Origin of the sequence: Pelagerythrobacter marinus, assembly GCF_034375205.1 — a bacterium.
GTDB lineage: Bacteria > Pseudomonadota > Alphaproteobacteria > Sphingomonadales > Sphingomonadaceae > Pelagerythrobacter > Pelagerythrobacter marinus.
Map to the genome: position 1 here is coordinate 846,709 of NZ_CP139719.1, position 22,914 is coordinate 869,622.

23 protein-coding genes are annotated in these 22,914 nt (G+C 69.9%); 13 read left to right on the forward strand and 10 right to left on the reverse strand.

From position 1 onward, the window contains the following. Positions 1-61: 61 nt before the first annotated feature. Complete coding sequence (locus tag T8T98_RS04000) at positions 62-970, reverse strand: metal-dependent hydrolase (RefSeq protein WP_160732255.1); 909 nt, start codon at positions 968-970, stop codon at positions 62-64. 30 nt (positions 971-1,000) lie between these two features. On the opposite strand from T8T98_RS04000, the gene T8T98_RS04005 reads away from it, so the two are divergent. Further along, a complete protein-coding gene (locus tag T8T98_RS04005) occupies positions 1,001-1,600 on the forward strand; it encodes a TetR/AcrR family transcriptional regulator (RefSeq protein WP_160732256.1) in 600 nt (199 codons plus the stop codon). Here the strand turns inward: T8T98_RS04005 and ygfZ are convergent. Next, complete coding sequence (ygfZ, locus tag T8T98_RS04010; RefSeq protein ID WP_322295853.1) at positions 1,584-2,324, reverse strand: CAF17-like 4Fe-4S cluster assembly/insertion protein YgfZ; 741 nt, start codon at positions 2,322-2,324, stop codon at positions 1,584-1,586. The two genes, T8T98_RS04005 and ygfZ, sit on opposite strands and share 17 nt — an antisense overlap. A 39-nt stretch (positions 2,325-2,363) precedes the next feature. Here ygfZ and pyrC point away from each other — a divergent pair, with 39 nt between their 5' ends. Beyond that, positions 2,364-3,410, forward strand: a complete 1,047-nt coding sequence (gene pyrC, locus T8T98_RS04015) for a dihydroorotase (protein WP_251103995.1) — start codon at positions 2,364-2,366, stop codon at positions 3,408-3,410. A gap of 3 nt (positions 3,411-3,413) precedes the next feature. Here the strand turns inward: pyrC and rarD are convergent, their stop codons facing one another. Beyond that, on the reverse strand, positions 3,414-4,322 hold the full coding sequence (gene rarD / locus T8T98_RS04020) for an EamA family transporter RarD (protein ID WP_251103994.1): 909 nt from the start codon (positions 4,320-4,322) through the stop codon (positions 3,414-3,416). Between the two features lie 191 nt (positions 4,323-4,513). On the opposite strand from rarD, the gene T8T98_RS04025 reads away from it, so the two are divergent. Next, positions 4,514-4,993 carry a glycine zipper 2TM domain-containing protein gene (locus T8T98_RS04025; protein ID WP_251103993.1) on the forward strand — a complete coding sequence of 160 codons (480 nt, stop codon included), beginning with the start codon at positions 4,514-4,516 and terminating at the stop codon, positions 4,991-4,993. Between the two features lie 168 nt (positions 4,994-5,161). Here the strand turns inward: T8T98_RS04025 and moaB are convergent, their stop codons facing one another. The 3 genes from moaB to T8T98_RS04040 are packed head-to-tail and all read right to left on the reverse strand — an operon-like array spanning position 5,162 to position 8,239. Further along, positions 5,162-5,701, reverse strand: a complete 540-nt coding sequence (moaB, locus tag T8T98_RS04030; protein WP_251105991.1) for a molybdenum cofactor biosynthesis protein B — start codon at positions 5,699-5,701, stop codon at positions 5,162-5,164. Beyond that, positions 5,701-7,479, reverse strand: a complete 1,779-nt coding sequence (locus T8T98_RS04035) for a lytic transglycosylase domain-containing protein (RefSeq protein ID WP_407675083.1) — start codon at positions 7,477-7,479, stop codon at positions 5,701-5,703. The genes moaB and T8T98_RS04035 overlap by 1 nt, the downstream gene beginning before the upstream one ends. Then, positions 7,466-8,239, reverse strand: a complete 774-nt coding sequence (locus T8T98_RS04040; RefSeq protein ID WP_160732263.1) for a uracil-DNA glycosylase family protein — start codon at positions 8,237-8,239, stop codon at positions 7,466-7,468. The genes T8T98_RS04035 and T8T98_RS04040 overlap by 14 nt, the downstream gene beginning before the upstream one ends. A gap of 88 nt (positions 8,240-8,327) precedes the next feature. Here T8T98_RS04040 and T8T98_RS04045 point away from each other — a divergent pair, with 88 nt between their 5' ends. The 7 genes from T8T98_RS04045 to T8T98_RS04075 all read left to right on the forward strand — a co-directional run bounded on the left by T8T98_RS04045 (position 8,328) and on the right by T8T98_RS04075 (position 16,521). Further along, complete coding sequence (locus T8T98_RS04045; protein ID WP_160732264.1) at positions 8,328-9,974, forward strand: electron transfer flavoprotein-ubiquinone oxidoreductase; 1,647 nt, start codon at positions 8,328-8,330, stop codon at positions 9,972-9,974. Between the two features lie 67 nt (positions 9,975-10,041). Continuing rightward, a complete protein-coding gene (locus T8T98_RS04050) occupies positions 10,042-10,854 on the forward strand; it encodes a 4-(cytidine 5'-diphospho)-2-C-methyl-D-erythritol kinase (protein ID WP_251103992.1) in 813 nt (270 codons plus the stop codon). Further along, positions 10,851-11,579 carry an N-formylglutamate amidohydrolase gene (locus tag T8T98_RS04055; protein ID WP_251103991.1) on the forward strand — a complete coding sequence of 243 codons (729 nt, stop codon included), beginning with the start codon at positions 10,851-10,853 and terminating at the stop codon, positions 11,577-11,579. Before T8T98_RS04050 ends, T8T98_RS04055 begins: the two co-directional genes overlap by 4 nt. A 122-nt stretch (positions 11,580-11,701) precedes the next feature. Further along, a complete protein-coding gene (gene ilvD, locus T8T98_RS04060; protein WP_251103990.1) occupies positions 11,702-13,558 on the forward strand; it encodes a dihydroxy-acid dehydratase in 1,857 nt (618 codons plus the stop codon). Further along, positions 13,555-13,932, forward strand: a complete 378-nt coding sequence (locus tag T8T98_RS04065; RefSeq protein ID WP_251103989.1) for a hypothetical protein — start codon at positions 13,555-13,557, stop codon at positions 13,930-13,932. The genes ilvD and T8T98_RS04065 overlap by 4 nt, the downstream gene beginning before the upstream one ends. Next, positions 13,919-15,319, forward strand: a complete 1,401-nt coding sequence (locus T8T98_RS04070) for an NAD(P)H-hydrate epimerase (protein ID WP_251103988.1) — start codon at positions 13,919-13,921, stop codon at positions 15,317-15,319. The genes T8T98_RS04065 and T8T98_RS04070 overlap by 14 nt, the downstream gene beginning before the upstream one ends. Further along, complete coding sequence (locus T8T98_RS04075) at positions 15,316-16,521, forward strand: class I SAM-dependent RNA methyltransferase (protein WP_251103987.1); 1,206 nt, start codon at positions 15,316-15,318, stop codon at positions 16,519-16,521. Before T8T98_RS04070 ends, T8T98_RS04075 begins: the two co-directional genes overlap by 4 nt. 15 nt (positions 16,522-16,536) lie before the next feature. Here T8T98_RS04075 and T8T98_RS04080 read toward each other — a convergent pair whose 3' ends face one another. The 4 genes from T8T98_RS04080 to T8T98_RS04095 form a co-directional block, all read right to left on the reverse strand. Next, positions 16,537-17,313 carry a hydrolase 1, exosortase A system-associated gene (locus T8T98_RS04080; protein ID WP_160732271.1) on the reverse strand — a complete coding sequence of 259 codons (777 nt, stop codon included), beginning with the start codon at positions 17,311-17,313 and terminating at the stop codon, positions 16,537-16,539. Further along, positions 17,310-17,840 carry an alpha/beta hydrolase family protein gene (locus T8T98_RS04085; protein WP_322295854.1) on the reverse strand — a complete coding sequence of 177 codons (531 nt, stop codon included), beginning with the start codon at positions 17,838-17,840 and terminating at the stop codon, positions 17,310-17,312. Before T8T98_RS04085 ends, T8T98_RS04080 begins: the two co-directional genes overlap by 4 nt. Positions 17,841-17,998: 158 nt before the next feature. Then, on the reverse strand, positions 17,999-18,280 hold the full coding sequence (locus tag T8T98_RS04090; protein ID WP_251103986.1) for an acyl carrier protein: 282 nt from the start codon (positions 18,278-18,280) through the stop codon (positions 17,999-18,001). A 34-nt stretch (positions 18,281-18,314) separates the two neighbouring features. Continuing rightward, entirely contained in the window at positions 18,315-19,304 is a 990-nt protein-coding gene (locus T8T98_RS04095) for a GNAT family N-acetyltransferase (protein ID WP_251103985.1), read from the reverse strand. A gap of 26 nt (positions 19,305-19,330) precedes the next feature. On the opposite strand from T8T98_RS04095, the gene T8T98_RS04100 reads away from it, so the two are divergent. The 3 genes from T8T98_RS04100 to T8T98_RS04110 all read left to right on the forward strand — a co-directional run bounded on the left by T8T98_RS04100 (position 19,331) and on the right by T8T98_RS04110 (position 22,914). Further along, complete coding sequence (locus T8T98_RS04100) at positions 19,331-20,857, forward strand: acyl-CoA ligase (AMP-forming), exosortase A system-associated (protein ID WP_251103984.1); 1,527 nt, start codon at positions 19,331-19,333, stop codon at positions 20,855-20,857. Continuing rightward, positions 20,854-22,080 carry a pyridoxal-dependent decarboxylase, exosortase A system-associated gene (locus tag T8T98_RS04105; protein WP_251103983.1) on the forward strand — a complete coding sequence of 409 codons (1,227 nt, stop codon included), beginning with the start codon at positions 20,854-20,856 and terminating at the stop codon, positions 22,078-22,080. Before T8T98_RS04100 ends, T8T98_RS04105 begins: the two co-directional genes overlap by 4 nt. A 189-nt stretch (positions 22,081-22,269) precedes the next feature. Continuing rightward, positions 22,270-22,914 carry an XrtA/PEP-CTERM system exopolysaccharide export protein gene (locus tag T8T98_RS04110; protein WP_160732276.1) on the forward strand — a complete coding sequence of 215 codons (645 nt, stop codon included), beginning with the start codon at positions 22,270-22,272 and terminating at the stop codon, positions 22,912-22,914.

Sequence of the window (22,914 nt, forward strand, 5' to 3'; positions counted from 1 at the left end):
GCTACGCCTGCCCGCGCGCGGACTGGTGCATCGGAGCCGGCAAGAAACGTTGGGAGCGGGCCTATTCGGCCGGCATCACCGCGTCGGCATAGGGGCTGTCGAACTTGCGGATCAGCGGTCGGTCGTCCTGCTTCCAGGGATGGAAGCCGGGAAGGAGTATCTTGGCCCAGTCGAAGAACATGCGCCGCATCATCCCCGGCGCGATCCACAGGTGCCGGAACAGCCGCCAGCGGGCGCGCAGGCCGGTGATCCCGTCCTGCCGCAGCAGGCCGAGCGCATCGCGCACCCGGTTGTTGTAGTAACGGCGCGTGATCAGCAGCGCGATCAGCGCGCGGACCCGGTACCGCTTCCAGGCGGACCAGTCGCGCGTCGCGTGCAGCCAGACGTCATAGGTAATGCCCTTGTGCTCGATCTCCTCGATCGAGTGCCAGCGCCACATTTCGGCGATCTCTTCGTCCACGCCGTCGAGATAGCGCGGATCGGTCAGCAGGCAGTGGCTGATCGAGGCGGCGAAATGCTCCAGCGCGATGGTGATCGCGAGGTTGAATTCGACCGGGCGCCCTTCGGTCAGGGCGAGCATTTCCTCGATCCCCTTGTCGATGCTCTCGATGTCGTAGCCGTGGCTCTGCGCCAGGTTGTTAAAGGCCACGTGTTCGCGCGCGTGGTTCGATTCCTGCCGGGTGAAGGCGCGCAGCTCGGCCGCCATGCGCGGCGGGACCTTGTCGTCGTAGTACTTCATCACCTGGATGAAGAACTTCTCCCCACGGGGCAGGCTCGCCGAAACCGAGTTGTACCAGGCGGTTGCAACCGGATCGCCGGAGTGCCACCACCGCGCCGGGCGGCCTTCGCGGCAGAACTTCAGATCGCGGATGTTCAGCGCGTGATCGCCGGGCGTCGCGCTTCCGCCGGTGCGGGGCGACTTGTCGTCGCCGCCCGGCCGCTCTAGGCCGCTGGCTTGGTCCCCGTTCATGGGCCACCGTTTTATTGTTCAAGGAATCGCATGGCAAGCCGCAAGCGCCTCACCCCCGAAGAAAGTCGCCGGTCGGCGCTGGAGGCTGCCCGGGCGCTCCTGATCGAGACGGGCCCGCAATCGGTGACGCTGAAAGCCGTCGCCGGTCGCATCGGGCGCACCCATGCCAATCTCCTCCACCACTTCGGCTCCGCCGCCGGGCTGCAAAAGGAACTCGCCCGCCACCTGGCGGAAACGGTGTGCGAAAGCATCAAGGACGCGGTTCGTGCCAGTCGCGCCGGCCTCGGCTCTCCGCGAGAGGTCGTGGACCTCGCCTTCGACGCGTTCGACAAGGAAGGCGCCGGTGCCCTGGCGAGCTGGATGATCCTGACCGGGAACGAGGATGCGCTGGCGCCGGTGGTCGAGACGATCCATCTCCTCGTGGATGAGATCGCGCCGGAAGAGGCCGGCCCGCACGAGAACGTCGCCCGCGTGCACGAGGATACCCTGGCCCTGGTGCTGATGGCCATGGGCGACGCGCTGATCGGGTCGGCGCTCACCCGCTCGCTCAAGCTCCCCGAAACCGCCGCGCGCGACCGGGCGGAGCGCATGTTGCTGAGCTCGATCGAGGCGGTCAGTCAGCCCGACTGAGGCTCGCCGAGAGCCAGGCCGGCACCAGGTCGGGGGCGATCGCATCGGTCCGCAGGTGGTCCACCGCCAGCCCCAGTTCGGGATAGGCGGCGCGGCGGCGCTTTTCTTCCGAGCGCTCCAGCGGCACGACCACGAGCCGCCGGTTGACCTTCTGGCGCCAGTTCATCCGCGCGGTGTTCTCCTGCCCGACGTAGCAGCCCTTGTCGAAGCTCACGCCGTTCAGTTCGATCGCGTTGGTTTCCAGCCACAGGATATCGCCAAGTTCGCGGTGCCCCTCGGCCACGCCGAGCGACAGGCGATGGGCGCGCCATTCGTCGTCCGCCGGCGCGTCGTCGTCGGCCACCGGCGCGATCCATCTCTGGCCGAGATCGGCGAGGCGCGGATCGTCGGCGGCCCCGTCGCCGACCTGCTTGCGCCAGTGAACGGCAATGTTCTCGTCCACCGCGATGTCGATCCTGCGCCGCAGGCGATAGAGCGACAGGCGCCGGACCAGTTCCTCCGCCCGGTCGGCCTCGCAATCGAGCAGGATCTCGCGCTCGCCGCCGGGCCAGACGATCAGGTCGAACAGGGCCTTGCCCTGGGCGCTCAACAGCCCGGCATAGGCGGGCAGGGGGCCGCTGACGTCATTGGTGAGAAGGCCCTGGAGGAAGGCGGCGGCGTCTTCCGCGTCGTCCTGCGGGGCCAGGCGCACGACGGCGCGTTCGAACAGGCGGGTTCCGGTCATGGGTGACAGATAGGGCCCGGCGAGCCTAAGGGAACCCCCATGAGCGAAACCCCCGAATCCCTGACCATCCGCCGGCCCGACGACTGGCACGTCCACTTGCGCGACGGGGCGGTCCTGCAGGCCGTCACCGCCCATACGGCCCGCCAGTTCGCGCGCGCCATCGTCATGCCCAACCTGGCGCCCCCGGTGACCACGGTGGAAAGCGCGGCCGCGTACCGCGAACGGATCATGGCGGCGGTGCCCGCCGGCATCCGGTTCACGCCGTTGATGACCTGTTATCTCACCGACGACACCGACCCGGACGAGCTGGCCCGGGGATTCGAGCAGGGCGTTTTCACCGCGGCCAAGCTCTACCCGGCCAATGCCACGACCAATTCGGCCCACGGGGTGACCGACGTGACCAATATCCGCGGCGCGCTCGAACGGATGGCGTCGATCGGGATGCCGTTGTGCGTCCACGGCGAAGTCACCGATGCCGAGATCGACGTGTTCGACCGGGAAAAGGTCTTCATCGACCGGGTGCTCGAACCGCTGCTGCTCGCGCTTCCGGGGCTCAAGGTGATCTTCGAACACATCACCACGGCCGACGCGGTCCAGTTCGTTGCCTCGGCGGGGGACAACGTGGCGGCGACGATCACCCCGCAGCACCTGCACATCAACCGCAATGCAATGCTCGTGGGCGGTATCCGGCCCCATGCCTACTGCCTGCCGGTGGCCAAACGCGAACAACATCGCCTGGCGCTGCGCCAGGCGGCGACATCGGGCTCGCCCCGGTATTTCCTCGGCACCGACAGCGCGCCGCACCCGCGCCACGCGAAGGAAAGCGCCTGTGGCTGCGCCGGCATCTTCAACGCGCCTTTCGCGCTGGAAAGCTATCTCGAGGTGTTCGAGGACGAGGGAGCGCTCGATCGCTTCGAGGGTTTCGCCAGCGAACACGGGCCGCGTTTCTATGGCCTGCCGCTGAACGAGGAGCGCGTTACCTTGCGGCGGACGCCGGTGGAGGTGCCGGCCGAAATCGATGCCGGCGGTACGCCGATCGTCCCCTTCCACGCGGGCGAGCGCCTGCGCTGGACCCTGCCGGGCTGAGGCTCAGGCCTGCAGGACCTTGTCGGCCTTGCGCCGGGCGAGGATGTCCCAGACGAAGACCGCGATCGCGGTCCAGATCAGCACGAAACAGGCGACCTGGACCGGGCGAAGCGGCTGGTCGAACACGGTCAGGCCAAGGATGAAGACGATCGTTGGGGCGAGGAACTGGAGGAAGCCCAGGGTGGAATAGTCCATCCGCCGCGCCGCGATAGCGAACAGCAGCAGGGGCACCGCGGTGACCACGCCGCCGAGCACGATCGCCAGGCTGAGTTCGACCGACCGGAAGAAGGCCGAACCTGCGGCAGAGGCGGCGTACCACCAGGCGATCGCGACCGCGGGCGCGAGCAGGAGCGCGGATTCGATCGTCAGGCCCGGCAGGGCCCCGACGTCCACCCGCTTCCGCAGGAGGCCGTAAGTCCCGAAGCTGAGCCCCAGGGTCAGGCTGATCCACAGCGTGGTGATCGCGCCGCCCAGCAGCAGGGCCACGCCCGCGGCGGCGATGGCCACCGCCGCCCATTGCCGGCCGGTCAGCCGTTCGCCCAGCACGAATGTGCCGAGCAGGACGTTGATCAGCGGGTTGATGTAATATCCCAGGCTGGCGGCGTAGACCTGGCCGTTCTGGATCGCCCAGACGTAGACCAGCCAGTTGACACCGATGAGCGTGGAGCTGGCCAGCAGCGTGACCAGCGTGCGCCGCTGGCGCAACGCGCGCATGATCTCCGGCCCCTGGCGGCGCACGGCGACGATCACGAGGCAGATGGGCAGGGTCCAGATGATGCGCCATCCGACGAATTCGAACGGCGGCACCTCGCGCACGAGGATCAGGTAAAGCGGCAGGAAGCCCCAGATGAAATAGGCGGAAAGGCCGGCAACGAAGCCCGACTGGCGGGGAGGGGGGCTCGCGCTGTCCATCGTCGGTGCGATTTAGGGCGCGCCCGGCGGCCGTGCAACGGCACGGCGCACGGCCATGGTCGCTCGATTCATCGCAAATCGATCTTTCTGCACCGGGCGTTGCAGGGCGTTCAGAAAACGGGGCTTAAAGCTTAACAGATCACGCGGCTGGCCACTCCGGGCCTTCAGCGAGACGATGAAAGGATGAAGCGATGATCAAGTCCCCCGTGAAGATCGCTGCCCTCGCCATTGCGGCGCCCGGCCTGGCCCTGGCCGCGCCCGCGCAGGCAGCCGAACCGGCCCATGCCTTCCAGGCGGAGCGCGCTGCCCTGTACGAGAGCGATGGCAATGCCCAGTGGCGCGAGCGCTATCGCGATCGCGACTATCGCGATTACCGTCGTTACGACCGCGGTCGCTACGATCGGGACCGCTACGACCGCGATCACCGCTACGACCGCGACCGTTACGAGCGGGTGAGCCGCGATACGCGCGTCTGGCGCGGGCGCGACGGCCGTTACTACTGCCGCCGCGACGACGGCACGACCGGGCTGCTGATCGGCGGCGCGGTCGGCGGCCTGATCGGGCACGAGATCGCCGGGCGGGGGGATCGCACGCTCGGTGCGATTCTCGGCGCGGCAGGCGGCGCGCTGCTCGGCCGCGAGATCGACCGGGGCAGCACCCGCTGCCGCTGATCGCCACCGGCATACCCCTTCGGCCGCGCCCACCTGCGGCCGTGGCGCGGCCCCGCGCGGGCCGCGGAAGACGCCCCGTTGCCATCGGCAGCGGGGCGTTTTCGACGGGCGTTTTCAATCCTGCGGAACGATCCGGCGGCGCCCGCCGGCGCACCTTGCCGCGCCGCTTCAGCTCTCGCGCAGGCGCGGCATGAGCTCGACGAAGTTGCAGGGCCGGTTGCGGCTGTCGAGCTGCTCGGCGAGGATGCCGTCCCACCCATCCTTCACCGCCCCGTTGGAACCGGGCAGGGCGAAGATGTAAGTGCCCCCGGCCACGACGGCGCAGGCGCGGCTCTGTACCGTGCTCGTCCCGATCGACGCATAGCTGAGCCAGCGGAACAGCTCTCCGAAGCCGGGGATGTCGCGCCCGCGGTGCGAAGCCCTGACCTGTTCCAGCGCCTCGGGCGTCACGTCGCGCCCGGTCAGACCGGTCCCGCCGGTGCAGACGATCGCGTCGATCCCGCTGTCCTTGATCCAGCTTTCCAGCTGGCGCGCGATCAGCGCCGCGTCGTCGCGAACGATCGTGCGCGCGGCAAGGCGATGGCCCGCGCCTTCGATCCGGTCGCACAGGATATCGCCCGATGTATCGTCGGCCGCCGTGCGCGTATCGGACACCGTGACGACCGCGATCGCGATCGGGATGAAGCGGCGCTGCGTGTCGATCGCCATCAATCGCGCGCGGTCAGCCGTACGCCGCCGCCGCCCGAAAGCTCGGGAAACGTCGGCCACATGCCCTGCGCCAGCGCGATCCGGCTTTCCGAGGCGCCGCCGGCCTGCCGCTCGTACATCCAGTAATTGCGCATCACGATCGCGACATAGCCGCGCGTTTCCCAGTAGGGGATGCTTTCCATGTACAGCAGCGGGTCGCCCTGGTCGCGGATCTCGCTGTTCCAGCGCGTGACCGGCGAAAGGCCGGCGTTGTATGCCGCCATGACTTTCGGCAGCAGCCCGCCCGTGGCGCTGGAATCGCGCAGCATCCGCAAGTGTTCCTGCCCGAAGGCGAGGTTCACTTCCGGCCGCGACAGGTCGTGGGCATCTCCCGCCACCCCCAGCTTGCCGCGATGGTCCTGCGCGGCGGCGGGCATGATCTGCATCAGGCCCCGCGCGCCCGCCGGGCTGACGGCATCGGCGCGGAACACCGATTCCTGCAAGGTATGGGCATAGGCCAGCGCCGGATCGACCTTCCACCCGTTGACCGGTTGCCACTTAGGCGCGGGATAGCGCAGCGCGGGTTCGGCGCGCGCGCCGCGCGGCACGTTGTGCGCCATCCACAGCTGGGTGGATGGCATGCCCAGTTCGCGCGCGAGGCGCGAGAGTTCGTCGTAGTTGTCCGGGTCGCCGATCCGCGCCTCGTGTCGCAGGACCTCGTCGGCCAGGCGGTCGCGCCCGATTTCCGCCAGGGCGACCGCGATGCGGACATTCTCGACCTCGCGCAAGGCGTGCCAGTCTTCCATCGCGAAGTCGGCCCCGGCGTGGTTCTGCGGCAGGGCCTGGCCCAGCTGTTCGCGGGCGAGCATCCCGTAAAGCGTTTCGTCCAGCCTCGCCGCCCCGCGCAGCTGCTCGGCCGCCTTTTCGGGCTGGCGGCAGCGGACCAGGGCCCGGCTCGACCAGTAGAAGGCCGCCGCGGTCAGTTCGTGATTGGTCGATCCGCGCGCTGCGCGCTCGAAGTTGTCGGCCGCCGTTTCGCAGTCGCCCAGGCGCCATGCGGCCAGCCCGGCGACCCAGTCTCCCTCGGCGACCCAGGCACCCGAGCCTTCGCGCACCGTCTGCGCCATGGCCAGCGCCGCCGGATCGTCGTTCTCGATATAATAGCTGAAGGCCACGCGCTGGCGCCATTCGGCGCGCGCCGGGGGGCTCAGCATGGCATCGACGCCGTCGAGCAGCTGGCGGGCCCCGTCGGGATCGTCGTTGCTGATCCGGTCGAGGATCGCCCGGCGGATCTCGCCCGGCATCGTGCCGTCGTCCACCGTCGAGGGGCGCGTCCGCTTGGAGGCGTAGGGCTGCCGGACGAAGCTCTGTTCGCGCGGCAGATAGGGCGCCGACATCATGCCGCGCGTCAGGCCCAGGCGGCCCATCTGTTCCGCGTGGGGCAGGCGGCTGCCCCGGGCCAGCCAGGCCTGGATCGCCGGCAGCTCCACCCGGGGGCTGGTCGCCGCGAGATAGTACTCCGCCCGGGCGACGTGGTGCAGCGGGCCGTCGTCGCGCTCGGCCAGCATGGCGTCGACCCGCGACCAGTCCTGCCGGTCGATCGCCTGGAACAGGTCGGCGTAATAGGCCTTGTCCGAACGGCTGAGCAGTTCGGGCACGGTGCGGTTCATCGCGCGGGAGCGGAAATAATCGGCCGCGCTGCTGCTGGCGGCCGCGGGGGGCGCGATCATCGTCGCGGCCAGGCCGGCGGCCACCGCGGTCGCAAGCCTCAGGCACTTGGTCAGGTCAGGTATCGCCATAAGTCCAATCGAGCCAGCATCGCCAGAACCGCTCGCGCCGCCGTGCCGATCGGCGCATGTCCGCGAGCCCTCCGGCCGTCATCGCGGGGATGCTTGCCCCTTCATGGTTGAAATCGGGTAAAATTGCAGGCCCTTGCGCCATATCGTGCCCGAGCAGCGGCGGAATGTTGCGGCCGAGGACAAGTATCCTTTCCGGCGCGACGAGGCCGACATGGTGTTTCAGCAGTTCGCCCAGACCGGCGGAACGGATCGTGTCCCAGTCGGGCGCGACATCGTGGCGCGGCAGCAGCGAGGCGAGGTAGGTCGCCTCCTCCGGCACCCCCGCCGCGCGCAGGAAGCCTTGCAGCAAACCCCCTTCGGGCCCGGAAAGGAGCTGGTCGCGATCCCCTTCTTCCGGCTGGTTGACCACGATCATCAGCCGGGCGCCGGCCTCGCCGCGCGGTGCGACCCGCGGATAGGCCCCCCCCTGGTCGAGCGTGTCGCTGGCCAGCCACCACTTGCGAAACGCGGCAAGGTCCCCGGGCCAGGCCGCCTTGTCCACATCGACGCGCGGCGGCGGTTTTACGGCCGGCGCCAGTTCGCGCGGCGGCTCTGCCTCCCGCTTCGCGGCGACCGGGGGCGCCGGGCCGGCCGGTTCTTCCGGCGGAGCCAGCCAATCCGTAGCGTCTTCGGCGAAATCGCAATCGACGCCGGCCTCGCGCCACCAATCGATCGCGGCGGCGAACTCTGCGGAAAGCGGGCGGGGCGGGCGATCGGCCATCTCGGCTGCGGTCTTGACCTGCCCTGCCACAGCAATCAAGGCATGATGCAAGTCTTGGGGCAGCAAAGCAACGAAGGACCATTTTGGGATGAGCGAACGCGAATCGATGCCGTGCGACGTGGTGATCGTGGGCGGCGGGCCGGCGGGCCTGGCCGCGGCGATCCGCCTCAAGCAGATCGACGATGCACTCGAGGTCGTCGTCCTGGAGAAAGGCTCCGAGATCGGCGCGCACATTCTGTCCGGCGCCGTGGTCGATCCGAAGGCGCTGGACGAACTGCTGCCCGACTGGCGCGAGCAGGGGTGCCCGATGGCGGAAGTGCCGGTGACCGACAACTGGCACTGGGTCCTGTCGAAAGGCGGCAAGACCGCGATCCCCCACCTGCTGATGCCCCCCTTCCTCTCCAACGACGGCTGCTACACCGGTTCGCTCGGCAACATGACCCGCTGGCTCGGCGAACAGGCGGAAGCGCTGGGCGTGATGGTCTTCCCGGGCTTCCCCGCCGCCGACGTGCTGTTCGACGATAGCGGCGCGGTCGCCGGCGTCGTGACGCAGGATATGGGCGTCGCCGCCGATGGCAGTCACAAGCCCGATTACCAGCCGGGCATGGAAATCCATGCGAAGTACACCCTGTTCGCCGAGGGCGCGCGCGGCAACCTGACCAAGCGGATGAAGGCGCGCTTCGACCTGGAGGCCGATTGCCAGCCGCAGGTCTATGGCCTGGGCATCAAGGAGCTGTGGGACATCGATCCCGACAAGCACGTGCCGGGTCGGGTGATCCACACCCAGGGCTGGCCCCTTTCGGAAAGCGATACCTGGGGCGGGGGCTTTCTCTATCACCAGGCGAACGGGCAGGTCGCGCTCGGCTTCGTCACCGCGCTCGATTACGAGAACCCCTATGTCTCGCCGTTCCAGGAATTCCAGCGCTGGAAACAGCATCCGGCGATCCGCGAGTACCTGGAAGGCGGCAAGCGCGTCGCCTACGGCGCGCGCGCGATCAACGAGGGCGGCTGGCAGTCGGTACCGAAGCTGGCGTTCCCCGGCGGCGCGCTGATCGGCTGCGCCGCGGGCTTCGTCAACGTGCCGCGGATCAAGGGCAGCCATACCGCGATGAAGAGCGGGATGCTGGCGGCGGAGGCGGTCGCGGCCGCGATCGGCGGCGGCGCGGAGAAGACCGAACTGGGCGATTACGACGCGGCCGTGCGGTCGAGCTGGATCGCCGACGAGCTGAAGAAAGTGAAGAACGCCCAGCCCGCCGTGGCGAAGTTCGGCGGCGATATCGGTACCGTGGTGGCCGGGATCGACATGTGGATGCGCACGCTGGGCATCGGCCTGCCGGTGACGATGAAGCACACGCCCGACTACACGCATACCCACCGGGCGGACCTGCATCGGCCGATCGACTATCCCAAGCCCGATGGCGAGATCACGTTCGATCGCCTGACCTCGGTGTCCTATTCCTATACCAACCATGCAGAGGACCAGCCCTGTCACCTGAAGGTGAAGGACATGGCCTTGCAGGAGGCGAGCGAGCTGGGCGTCTATGGCGGCCCCTCCGCACGCTATTGCCCGGCCGGGGTCTACGAATGGGTCGATGTCGAGGAAGGCGATCCCAAGTTCGTGATCAACTCGCAGAACTGCGTCCATTGCAAGACCTGCGATATCAAGGACCCGAACCAGAACATCGAATGGGTCACGCCCGAAGGCGGCGGCGGCCCGAACTACCCGAACATGTGATGGCCGGCCTGCCGCTGGCCGCGCCGCCGCACGGCGGGCGGGCCGGGCGGTGCCCGCGGAGCTCGTGATGCGCGAAACCGCCTATGCCAAGATCAACCTCGCGCTCCACGTGAGACGGCGGCGCGCGGACGGTTATCACGAGCTGGAAACGCTGTTCGCCTTCGTCGACGCGGGCGACGAACTGGTTGCGCGCACGGCGGATCGCGACAGTCTGGCGGTAACCGGAGAGTTCGCGCCCGCGCTGGACGATCCGTTCGGCAATATCGCCGCGAAGGCGCTGGCCGTGTTGCCGCGCAGCGAAGGTCTGGCACTGGCGCTGGAGAAGAACCTGCCTGTCGCCGCCGGGCTGGGCGGCGGTTCCGCCGATGCGGGGGCCGTGTTCCGCATCGTGCGCGAGCGATACGGCCTGCCGGACGACTGGGCGCAGCGGGCCGCGCGCCTGGGCGCCGACGTGCCGGCCTGCGTGGACAGCGCGGCCTGCATCGGGCGCGGCACCGGGACCGAGCTGGAACCGGTCGAGAACGACCTTGCCGGCACGCCCGTCCTCCTCCTCAACCCGCGCGTTCCGGTTCCTACCGGCCCGGTCTTTGCCGCCTGGGACGGCGTGGATCCGGGCCCCCTTTCGGGCAGGACGGCGCGCGAGATCGCGGAAAGCAACGGCAACGACCTGGAGCCGATCGTTTTCGAACGGCTGTGCGTGGAAGAGGCGCTGTTTGCCTGGAACGCCCTAGCCGATAGCGGCGGCTTCCTCACCCGCATGTCCGGCTCCGGCGCGACCTCGTTCGCCCTCTACGACACGGCCGCGGCGCGTGACGAGGCCGCCGCGCGGATTGCCGCGGCCCATCCCGGCTGGTGGCAGATGAAAGGTGCGCTGCGATGACCGACGATAGCCCGTTCCGCCAGGTAGGCCAGCCGGTTCGTGGCGGTATCGTCTGCGTCGTCGATCACGCGTCCAGCCACGTCCCGGCCGACATCGACCTGGGGATCGCGCCGGAGCTGCTGGACAAGCATATCGCCGTCGATATCGGCGTCGAAGGCGTCGCCGAGCGCATGGCGCGGCGTCACGCGATCCCGGCGCACATCGCCCGCGTCTCGCGCCTCGTGTGCGACCTGCACCGCGAGGAAGACGCGCCCGGGGTCGTGCCGGAGACGAGCGACGGCCACCTCATCCCCGGCAATATCGGTGCCGATGTCGAGCGGCGGCTGGCGCGGTTCCACCGCCCCTATCACGCCGCGCTGGGCGAATGGCTCGATGCCGCGCGGCCGGGCCTCGTCATCGCGCTGCACAGCTTTACCCCGGCGCTCGAGAGCGGGGGCGCGGCGCGGCCGTGGGAAGTGGCGCTGCTCTACAACCGGGACGACCGCGCCGCGCGCCATGCGATCCGCCTGTTCGCGGACCTCGGGCTGACGGTCGGCGACAACCAGCCCTATTCCGGCAAGCAGCTCAACGCGACGATGGACCGCCATGCAGAGGCCCGTGGCCGGCCCTACCTGACGATCGAGATCCGGCAGGACATGATCGCGCACGAGGCGGACCAGGCCCGCTGGGCCGACATCGTCGCCGATGTCGCCCATCGCACCGCGCTGGCCCTCGATCAGGACTAGCGCCAACCCGGGGGAGGCCGCCCGCGCTGTTGCCGGCAAAAGAATTTCCCCTTCGACCGGGGCGCCCGATGCTTTAGTCTTGCCGGCTGCACTCAACGCGCAACAATCGGAAGCCATCTCCCATGCCCGTCTATCGTTCCCGCACATCCACCCATGGCCGCAACATGGCCGGCGCGCGCGGGTTGTGGCGCGCGACGGGCATGAAAGACGGCGATTTCGGCAAGCCGATCGTCGCCGTGGTCAATTCCTTCACCCAGTTCGTGCCCGGTCACGTGCACCTGAAGGACCTGGGCCAGATGGTCGCGCGCGAGATCGAGGCCGCGGGCGGCGTCGCGAAGGAATTCAACACGATCGCCGTCGATGACGGGATCGCGATGGGCCACGACGGCATGCTCTATTCGCTGCCCAGCCGCGACCTGATCGCAGACAGCGTCGAATACATGGTCAATGCCCATTGCGCCGACGCGATGGTCTGCATCTCCAACTGCGACAAGATCACGCCCGGGATGCTGATGGCGGCGATGCGGATCAATATCCCGGTCGTCTTCGTTTCCGGCGGCCCGATGGAAGCGGGCAAGGTCGTTCTCAAGGGCAAGGAAGTGGCGCTCGATCTCGTCGATGCCATGGTTGCGGCGGCGGACGAACATTATTCGGACGAGGAAGTGACCGCGATCGAGCAGAATGCCTGCCCGACCTGCGGCTCGTGCAGCGGCATGTTCACCGCCAATTCGATGAACTGCCTGACCGAGGCGCTCGGCCTGTCGCTGCCCGGCAATGGATCGACCCTGGCCACCCACGCCGACCGCAAGGCGCTGTTCCTGCGTGCCGGCCGCCTGGTCGTCGAACTGTGCCGCCGCTGGTACGAGGAAGACGACGCCAGCGTCCTGCCGCGCACGATCGCCGGGCGGCCCGCGTTCGAGAACGCGATGAGCCTCGACATCGCGATGGGCGGATCGACCAATACGGTCCTGCACCTGCTGGCCGCCGCGCACGAGGCGGGGCTCGATTTCACGATGGCCGACATCGACCGGCTCAGCCGCCATGTCCCGTGCCTGTCGAAAGTCGCGCCGGCAAAGGCCGATGTCCACATGGAAGACGTCCACCGTGCCGGCGGGATCATGGCGATCCTGGGCGAGCTCGACCGTGCCGGCCTGCTCAACACCGCCGTGCCCACGGTCCACAGCCCGACCCTGGCCGACGCGCTTGACGCATGGGACATCGCGCGCACCAACAGCCCGGCGGTGCAGGATTTCTTCCGCGCCGCGCCGGGAGGTGTGCCGACGCAGACGGCGTTCAGCCAGGATCGCCGGTGGGAGGAGCTCGACCTCGACCGGCGCGAAGGGGTCATCCGCTCGGCCGAACATGCCTTCAGCCAGGATGGCGGGCTGGCCGTTCTCTACGGCAACCTGGCCGAGGACGGGTGCATCGTGAAGACCGCCGGGGTGGACGAGAGCATCCTGAAGTTCTCCGGCCCGGCCAAGGTTTACGAGAGCCAGGATGCTGCCGTGACCGCGATCCTGACCGACCAGGTGCGCGAAGGCGACGTGGTCGTGATCCGGTACGAAGGGCCGAAAGGCGGGCCCGGCATGCAGGAAATGCTCTATCCGACGAGCTACCTGAAATCGAAGGGGCTGGGGACGGCCTGCGCCCTGGTGACCGATGGCCGCTTCTCGGGCGGGACCTCGGGCCTGTCGATCGGCCATGCCTCGCCCGAAGCGGCGGAAGGGGGCACGATCGGCCTCGTCCGGGACGGGGACACGATCGTGATCGACATTCCCGGCCGAACCATCCATCTCGACGTGCCGGAAGCCGAACTGGCCGCGAGGCGTTCGGAGATGGATGCGAAGGGGGAAGGGGCATGGAAACCCGTCGAGAAGCGAAAGCGCCGCGTTTCCACCGCGTTGCAGGCCTATGCCGCGATGACGACCAGCGCCGCGCGCGGCGCTGTTCGCGACGTGACGCAACTGGTTCGCAAGTGAGGCCACGGGTTTTCCTCGCAGCTGCCGGGCTGGCGCTGGCGGCCGCCTGCTCGTCGGCCGAGGCCCCGGTCCAGGCCCAGGCCGAAGAAGGCGCGGAACGGATCGAGTGCGCGATCGGCCCGGGGGCCGGGTTCGGACCCGACTGCCTGGTGGAACGGGCGGAGATCGGCGGGGCGACGGTGCTGACCGTGCGCCACGCCGGTGGCGGTTTTCGCCGCTTCGAACAATTGCCCGACGGTCGCGGACTGGTGCCCTACGACGGCGCCGACCCGGCCGATCAGGAACTGCGCGAGGGCAAGCTGGAAGTTGCGGTTGCCGGTGATCGCTATCGCTTCGCCGTCCAGCCCGTGGACGGGCCGGATGCCGGCGACTGAGCCGATCCTGACGGTCGCCGGGATACGGGCGGCGGAACAGGCGTTGCTCGATGCCGGCCGGGACGTGGACAGCCTGATGCAGGTGGCCGGGCGCGGCGCGGCGGAATGGGTCTGGCGCCTGGCCGCCGGGCGCCCGGTGACATTGCTGTGCGGCCCGGGAAACAATGGCGGAGACGGCTATGTCATCGCGCGGACCCTGCACGAAAGGGGGCTCGACGTCGCGGTGGTCGCGCCGCTGCCGCCTGCCACCGGGGCCGCGGGCAGGGCGAGGGCCGCCTTCGCCGGCCGGGTGGACGGCGCGGATAGCGGCCGGCGCGGCGCCGTGCTGGTGGATTGCCTGTTCGGCAGTGGGCTCACCCGTCCGCTCTCGCCCGACCTCACCTGCCTCCTGGACCAGATGGCGCGCCGGCACGACCTGCTGGTCGCGGTGGACGTGCCCAGCGGCGTCGACAGCGACCGCGGCGTCCCACTCAACGCCGGCCTGCCCGCGTTCGATCTGACCATCGCGCTCGGCGCGTGGAAGTTCGCGCACTGGACGATGCCCGCCGCCGCCATGATGGGCGCGCGGCGGCTGGTCGATATCGGGATCGATCCGGGCATCGATGGCGGCCAGGCGTCGGCGCGGCTTTCCTCGCGCCCGCGGTTGCGCGCGCCTGCCGCCGATGCCCACAAGTACCGGCGCGGCCTGCTGGCCGTGGCGGGCGGGACCATGCCCGGCGCGACCCTGCTCGCCGCCGGGGCGGCGCAGCACGGCGGGGCGGGATATGTGAAGCTTCTTTCCCCCCACTCGCATCCGGCGGCCCCGCCCTCGCTCGTGGTGGACGAGCGCCCGCTTGAAGAGGCGCTGGCCGATGCGCGCATCACCGCGCTGCTCACCGGGCCGGGGCTGGGGCGCGACGAGACGGCGAAAGCGCGCCTGGCCTGCGCGCTCGCAAGGGGCCTGCCGCTGGTTCTCGACGCCGATGCGCTCGCGCTGCTCGAACGCCATGTCTTCGGGCAGGAGACGCTGCTGACCCCGCACGAGGGCGAGCTCGATGGCCTGTGCCGGGCCTTCGGGGTGGAAGGGACGAGCAAGCGCGAGAAGGCATGCGCGCTCGCCCGGGCGAGCCAGGCCGTGGTCCTTGCCAAGGGCCCCGACACCTGCCTCTGCGCGCCCGACGGCACGCTGCGGCTGTTCCCGCCCGGTCCGAGCTGGCTGGCCACGGCCGGGACGGGCGACGTCCTCGCGGGAATCGCCGCGAGCCGCATGGCCAGCGGCGAGAGCGCCTTTGCTGCGGCGGAACAGGCCGTGTGGCTGCATCACGAGGCCGCGCTGATCGCGGGGCAGGCCTTTACCGCCGACCAACTGGCGCAAGCGGTAAAAGGCGCCTACGCGCGCTTCCTGTGAACGAGACAGACGAAATTCTGCGCATCGCCGCGAAGGGCGACGGCGTGACGGCCGATGGACGCCACGTGCCCCTGGCGGCGCCGGGCGACCGGGTCGGGCCGGACGGCGCAATCGCCCGCGGACCCCATCACGCCGAGCCGCCCTGCCGCCATTTCGGCACCTGCGGCGGATGCCAGTTGCAGCACTGCGACGCCGAATCGATCGCGCGCTACCTCGGCGAGCGGGTGACTTACGCGGCGCAGGGGCAGGGCGTGGCCGTGGGCCGCCTGCTTGCCCCCCATCTCTCGCCCCCGGCCAGCCGCAGGCGCTGCGCGCTCCATGCCGAGACGCGCCGCGGGCCGCCGGCCGTGGGCTTCCGCGAGGCCGGATCGCACCGCGTCGTGGACATGCGCGAATGCCATATCCTGCGGCCGGAGCTGTTCGCCCTGGTGCCTGCCGTGCGCGAGCTGGTGGCGCGGCGAAAGGGGCGGCAGGCGGCGAAAGCGGAACTGGCCCTGGTGGACCAGGGCGTGGACTGCGCGATCTCCGGCCTCGCTATGGAAGGCCTGGAGCAAACCGAGGCCATGCTCGCTTTCGCGCGCGACAACGGCCTGGCGCGCCTGACGATCGACCAGGGTTACGGCCCCGAGCCGGTGTGGGAGCCGGAGCCGCTGACCGTCACGCTTTCCGGCGTGCCGGTCGATTATCCCAGCGGCGCCTTCCTGCAGGCCACCGCCGATGGCGAGGCGGCGCTGACCCGCATTGCCGCCGAATGGCTGGCGGGATCGCGCTTCGTGGCGGATCTTTTCGCCGGGCTGGGCACGTTCGCCTTCGCGCTTTCGCCCGCTTCCAAGGTGCTCGCGGTGGAGGCGGCGCGCGATGCGCACCTGGCCTGCAAGGCGGCCGCGGGGCGGGCCGGGCGGCCGGTCCACGCGATGCACCGGGACCTGTTTCGCAACCCCCTCCAGCCCGACGAACTCGACCGGTTCGATGCCGTCCTGCTCGATCCCCCGCGCGCCGGTGCCCGCGAACAGGTCGCGCGCCTGGCGGACAGCTCCGTTCCGCGCATCGTCTATGTCAGCTGCAATCCGGCGAGCTGGGCGCGCGATGCCGCGCGGCTGGTCGCCGCCGGCTATCGCATCGAAGCGGCCAGGCCCGTCGGCCAGTTCGTCTGGTCCACCCACGTCGAACTGGCGAGCCTGTTCGTGCGCGAGCCGGCCTGAGACCGCCGGGAGCGATCAGGCCCGGAGCGCGCGCAGAAGCTGTTCGTGGAGCCAGTCGCGGGCGTGCGGCTCGACAAAGGCGTGGCTTGCCCCCTTGCAATAGGCGATGCGCGCGTCGCCAGCGTCCCACTGTTCGGCGAAAGCCTGGGCCGTACGGTCGGTTTCGGCCAGCAGGATGCGGACCGGCCCCTCGAACCGCGCCAGTCCGGCCGACATGTCCTGCGCCAGCGAACTCGGCGCCTGGCGCGGCATGACCGCGCGCGCGAGCCCGCGGGCGAGCTTGCGGAAATCCACCTTGCCGGTGACGAGGCGAGCCAGCTCGCGCGGGTCGGCGAGCTTTTCGGCATAGCGCGAGCGGACCGCGCCGGCCGGCGGCAGGTCGTCCTGCGTGTCCTCGATCGTCCACGGGTTCGACAGGACCAGCGAATCGCAACCGGCCCCGCCGGCGAGCATCAGGGCGCTGGCCGCGTCGCAGTTGCCGAACGCGACCACCCGGTTCATCTGCGGCGCCATCGCGCGAAAGGCGTCGATCGCGGCGGCAATGTCCTTGCCGCTCGAACGGAAGCCGCGGTTTGCCCCCTCGCTGTCGCCGACGCCGCGGCGGTCGAAGCGGAAGACCGGGAAACCCGCCCGCGCAATGCGCGCGGCGAGCTGCGCCTGCCCGGAGAAGGCACCGGCGCGCACCTCGTTTCCGCCGCTGACGATCAGCAGGCCGACCGAGGCCGGCGCCGTGTCGATCGTGCCGGCCAGCGTCGCGTCTTCGCAGGCGAAGGTGAGCGGGAGCCTGTTCATGCCGCCCCCAGCGCGCCCGCGACCGCGGCGGCGATGCCATCGGCCTGTGCGGCCGATTCGTCCGGTTCGGCCCGCAGCCACAGGCCGCCGCCTTCCAGCGCGTCTTGCGCGATCTTCACCTGGGCGGTTTCGGCCGCGGGGGCGGCCTCTTCCAGGGCGCGGAACATCGCGGCGCCCAGCGTCCAGCCGGCCAGTTCGATCCCTTCGCTGCGCCCCTGTTCCTCCAGCGTGCCGATCGTTTCCTCGATCCCCGCCTCGCGCGCGGCGATCGTGCGCGCGCGCAGCATCGAGCGCAGGACCTGCCGGCCGCCGACCGGGGCATAGTTCCACCCGGCCATCTCCGGCGGCGCGACGAGCGCGCCCGCGCGGACGGTCAGGGCATGGCTGGCCTCGAAATGATCCGCCGCGGCCCGGGCCGCCTGTCGCCAGTGGTCGAGCGTCTGCGCCTGCAGCGGCTGGCGGCTCTCGTTGCAGCCGGGCAGGTCGGGCAGGACGGTGGCGATCCCGGCGTCGGCCAGGCGGCGCATGACCTCGACCGTCAGGCGGCGCAGCTTGTTCGCCTCGTCGAAGAACGCCGGCAGGACGAGCAGGCGCGCCGTGTCGCCACCGCGAAATGCCAGCGCGATTTCGTCATGCGTGCCGCCGCCCGCGGTGGGGCAGGGCCAGGTCTTGACGACGGGTTTGGTCAGGACTCGACGACTTTCGCCTCGGCAAAGGCGAGCAGCCCGCCGTAGGTCTCCAGCATTTCGCCATCGACTTCATCGTCTTCGATGATGATGCCGAGACGATCCTCGATCTCGGTCAGGAGGCCGGCGACCGCCATCGAATCGAGTTCGGGCAGGTGGCCGAACAGGCCGGTGTCGGCATCGAAGCCTTCGACTTGCGTGGCGTCGAGGCCAAGCACGTCGCACAGGATGGCGCGCAGCTTGGTGTCGATTTCACTGCGGCTAGGCGCGAGACTGCTCATGCCGGCGTGGTTCCCCTGCAATTCGGCCGGCGCCTTAGCCCCGGCGGACAGACGACGCAAGGCGGCGGGCCCGGCGCCGGGCGAGCGCCGGCCAGGCGCGCGGCCGGCGCGGGTCGAGACAGTCGATGCGGAAGCGCGGGCGGACGATCTCCATCCAGTCCGCCTTGTACCGGTCGTTGCCGGTGCCGAAATCGACCCAGCCGACCTTGTCCCGGTCGATCACGTGTTCGAACAGCGCGGCCGTCAGCGTCGTACCGGCCGACAGCGCCTTGTGTTCCTCGAGATGGGCGAGCTTGTGGATATAGGCCGTGCCGCCTTCCACGGTCCAGAACTGGGCCGCGACGGGCACATCGCCATGGCGGGCGATGGCCAGGCGGATCCGGCCCGCCGCGCCTTCCTGGCGGGCGAAACGGCGCAGGAGATCGGGCGATCCTTCCTCCGGCTTCCAGCTGCGGGCATAGATCGCCTCGTAAGCGGCCCAGTCGTCCTTGTCGAAGCGCTGGCGGATCGAGACATCGACCTTCCTGCCCTTGCGTTTCAGCGTGGTCCGCATCCGGCCGGGCCGGTCGGCCCAGTACTCGGCGAAACTGCGGCCGCGCACCTCGAGCACGTGGTTATGGTCGCACTGTTCGCGCAGCACGTGCCACCCGGCCGCGCGGAAAGCGCGTTCGAGCAGGCTGGCCGACCCGTCCTCGTCCGGCACGGGCCAGGCGGTGACGCGGTGCGTCCGGCCCCGCAGGTCGGCCGCAAGCGCCGCCAGCAGGCGTTCGGTATCGTCTGCCCCGCCATCGGCCAGTGGCCTCCACGTGAAGCTGTACCAGTTGCGCAGCGCCTCCAGCCGGCCATTGGCCCGGGTCAGCGGCAGGGCGGCCCGGGCGGCACCGTCGCCCGCCACGGCGATCGTTGGCACGAGCCCGCTTTCGGCGAGCAGCGCGAACCACTCTGGCCGGTCGAACGGGCATGTCGCGTTCGCGATCGTCCCTTGCAAGACGTTAACCCTGTCGTGATAGCTGGCGGCGATCACCCCCGACGTACTCCTCGAAAGAACCCATGTCCGACGCACCCGATCCGACCCCGAGGCCGCTCGACCATCTCGCCGAACGCGGCGCGGCCGATGCGCCGGCGCTCGTCCTGCGCGAGGGGACGCTTAGCTACCAGGACTTAAGAACCCGTGTCGCCCGCATGGCGGCATGGCTGCAGGGGCAGGTGCCGACGCCGGGCGCGCGGGTCGCGAGCTGGGCGGCGAAGGGGGAGCTGACCTGCCTGCTGCCGCTGGCCTGCGCGCGGGCCGGGCTGGTCCACGTTCCGGTCAACCCGCTGCTAAAGCGCGCGCAGGTGGCGCACATTCTTGCAGATAGCGGGGCCGAGCTGCTCCTTGGCACGGCGGCGCGGCTGGGCACGCTGGAGGACGGCGATGTGCCCGCCGCCTGCGCGACCATGACCGAAGGGGATGCCCTGGCCGCGGTCGCCGCCGTAACGCAGGCCCTTCAGCCGTCGTCCGCCGACCCCGGCGATCTCGCCGCGATCCTCTATACCAGCGGTTCGACCGGCCGGCCCAAGGGGGTTATGCTGAGCCACGCGAACATGTGGCTGGGCGCGGTCAGCGTGGCGCACTACCTCGGGATGGCAAGCGACGACGTGACGCTGGCCGTCCTGCCGCTGGCCTTCGACTATGGCCAGAACCAGCTGCTCTGCACCTGGTATGCCGGGGGCTCGGCGGTTCCGCTCGACTACCTCTTCCCGCGCGACGTGGCGAAGGCCTGCGCGCGCCACGGCATCACGACGCTGGCCGCCGTGCCGCCGCTGTGGGTGCAGCTTGCAGAGATCGACTGGCCACCCGAAGCCGTGGCGTCGATGCGGCGCCTGACCAATTCGGGCGGCGCGCTGACCGTCGACCTGGTGGGAGATTTGCGTCGTATCTTCCCGCAGGCAATGCTTTTTCCGATGTACGGGCTGACAGAGGCCTTCCGTTCGACCTATCTCGATCCGGCGCTGGTGGAAAGCCACCCGACCTCGATGGGCACCGCGATCCCTTTCGCCGAGATCATCGTGATCGACGACGCTGGCGAGGTCGCGCAGCCGGGCGAGGAGGGCGAGCTTGTCCACTGCGGCCCGCTGGTCGCGCAGGGATACTGGCAGGACCCGGAACGCAGCGCGGAGCGGTTTCGCGCGGCGCCCGCGTCCTCCCGCTACGGCGGCACCGCGGTCTGGTCGGGCGACAGGGTCCGGCGCGACGCCGACGGCCTGCTCTATTTCGTCGGCCGGCGCGATGCCATGATCAAGAGCGCGGGCAACCGCATCAGCCCGCAGGAAGTGGAAGACGCGGCGATCGCGACCGGCCTCGTGGCCGAGGCGGTGGCCCTCGGCGTGCCGGACGACCGCCTGGGGCAGGCGGTCCACCTGGTCGCGCGCGCCGCCTCCGACGCGCAGGATGCCGAAGCGCGCCTGCCGGCCGCGCTCGCGAAACAGCTGCCCACTTTCATGCAGCCGCAGGCGATCCACTGGCGCGAGCGGCTGCCGGTCAATCCCAACGGCAAGCTTGACCGCGCGGCCATCGCGCGGGAGATGGCGGCATGAAACCGCTCGGCCCCATTCCCGCAGGCTTCGAAGCGATCGACGGCGAACTGGCGATCGGCGGCCGCAAGGCCGGCGAGATCGTGGCCGAGGCCGGCGACACGCCGCTGTTCGTCTATTCGCGCGACCGCCTGTCCCGGCGCGTGGAGACACTGCGCGCCGCCATGCCGCCGCGCCTGCGGCTGCACTACGCGATCAAGGCCAACCCGTTCGCGCCGCTGCTGGGCTTCATGGCCGGGCTGGTCGACGGGTTCGATGTCGCCTCGGGCGGGGAACTGGCCCGCCTGCAGGAAGCCGGGGTCGCGGCCGACCGGGTCAGTTTCGCCGGGCCGGGCAAGCGCGATCGCGAACTCGAACAGGCGATCGCCGCCGGCTGCACGATCAACCTCGAATCCGAAGGGGAGGCCCGCCGCGCGCTCGACATTGCCGCGCGCCTGGGGGTCGCGCCGAAGCTGGCGATCCGCGTGAACCCTTCGTTCGAGCTGCGCGGCTCGGGGATGAAGATGGGCGGCGGGGCCAAGCCGTTCGGCATAGACGAGGACCGCGTGGCCGCGCTCGGGCGCGAGCTGATCGCGGAAGGCGCGCAATGGTGCGGCCTGCATATCTTCACCGGCAGCCAGGCGCTCGATGCCGAGGCGATCATCGAGACCCAGGCCAATGTCCTGCAACTGGCCGCCCGGCTCGCCGCCGACATCGGGGCGGACCTGCCCAAGCTCAACATGGGGGGCGGCTTCGGCATTCCCTATTTCCACGGCGACACCCCGCTGGACATCGAGGCGATCGGCGCCGCGCTCGAACAGCGTCTGGCGGACCTGCCCCCCGGCCTCGCGCAGACCGAGCTGTGCATCGAGCTGGGGCGATACCTGGTCGGCGAAGCGGGCGTCTACCTGGCGCGGATCGTGGACCGGAAGGTGAGCCACGGGCAGGTCTTCCTCGTCACCGATGGCGGCTTGCATCACCAGCTTGCCGCGTCGGGCAATTTCGGCACCGTCGTGCGCCGCAATTACCCGCTGGCGATCGCCACCCGTTTCGATGCTGCGCCGGAGGAGGAGGCGAGCGTCGTCGGGTGCCTGTGCACCCCGCTCGACCGCCTGGCCGACGCGGCGCACCTGCCGCGGGCCGAAGTGGGCGACCTCGTGGCCGTGTTCTGCGCCGGTGCCTACGGCGCGACGGCTTCCCCGGCGCAGTTCCTGGGGCAGGGCCCGGCGCGCGAGGTCATGGTCTAGCGCACCGGTTTTAACCTTTGCGCAACGACCGTCCCGTTCCGGGACCGCCCGCAAGCCGGGCGACAAAGGCTAACGTAATGTTCACCCTTTTTCGCGAGGAAGCGAGCCTGTGAACCGCGGGTGCGGCAGGCGAGGTCGCTCCTTGCCTGTCGATCGCAATACCCGCCCGACAGGCAAGGACGTGCATCGATGCCCATCGACCGACTATCCCTTCGTCTCGCCGGCAGCGCGCTGGCGGCTGTCTCGCTGGCCGGCTGCGCCGGTGGCGGCGGCACCGAGCTGCCCCCCGCGTCGTTCGTCGCCATGCAGGAAGGGCCGGGCGAGGAATATGTCATCGGGCCGCTGGACGAACTGACGATCCATGTCTGGCGCAACCCCGAATTGGGGGCCGAGAAGATCCAGGTCCGCCCCGACGGGCGGATCACCACCCCGCTGGTCGCCGACATGCCGGCAGTGGGCAAGACGCCGGCGATGCTGGCGGAAGACATCCGCCTGCAGCTTTCGCAATATATCGAGGAACCGCTGGTCTCGGTCATCGTGACCAATTTCGCCGGCACGTTCAGCCAGCAGATCCGCGTCATCGGCGCGACCGAGCAGCCGGCCTCGATCCCCTACCGCGCGAACATGACGGTGCTCGACGCGATGATCGCGGTCGGCGGCCTCAGCGAATTCGCCGCGGGCAACCGCGCCAAGCTGATCCGGTTCGACAAGCAGGCCGGGCGCCAGCGCGAATATGCGCTGCGGCTGGGCGACCTGCTGAAGGACGGCGACAGCCGGGCCAACGTCATGCTGCGGCCGGGCGACGTGATCATCATCCCCGAAAGCATGTTCTGA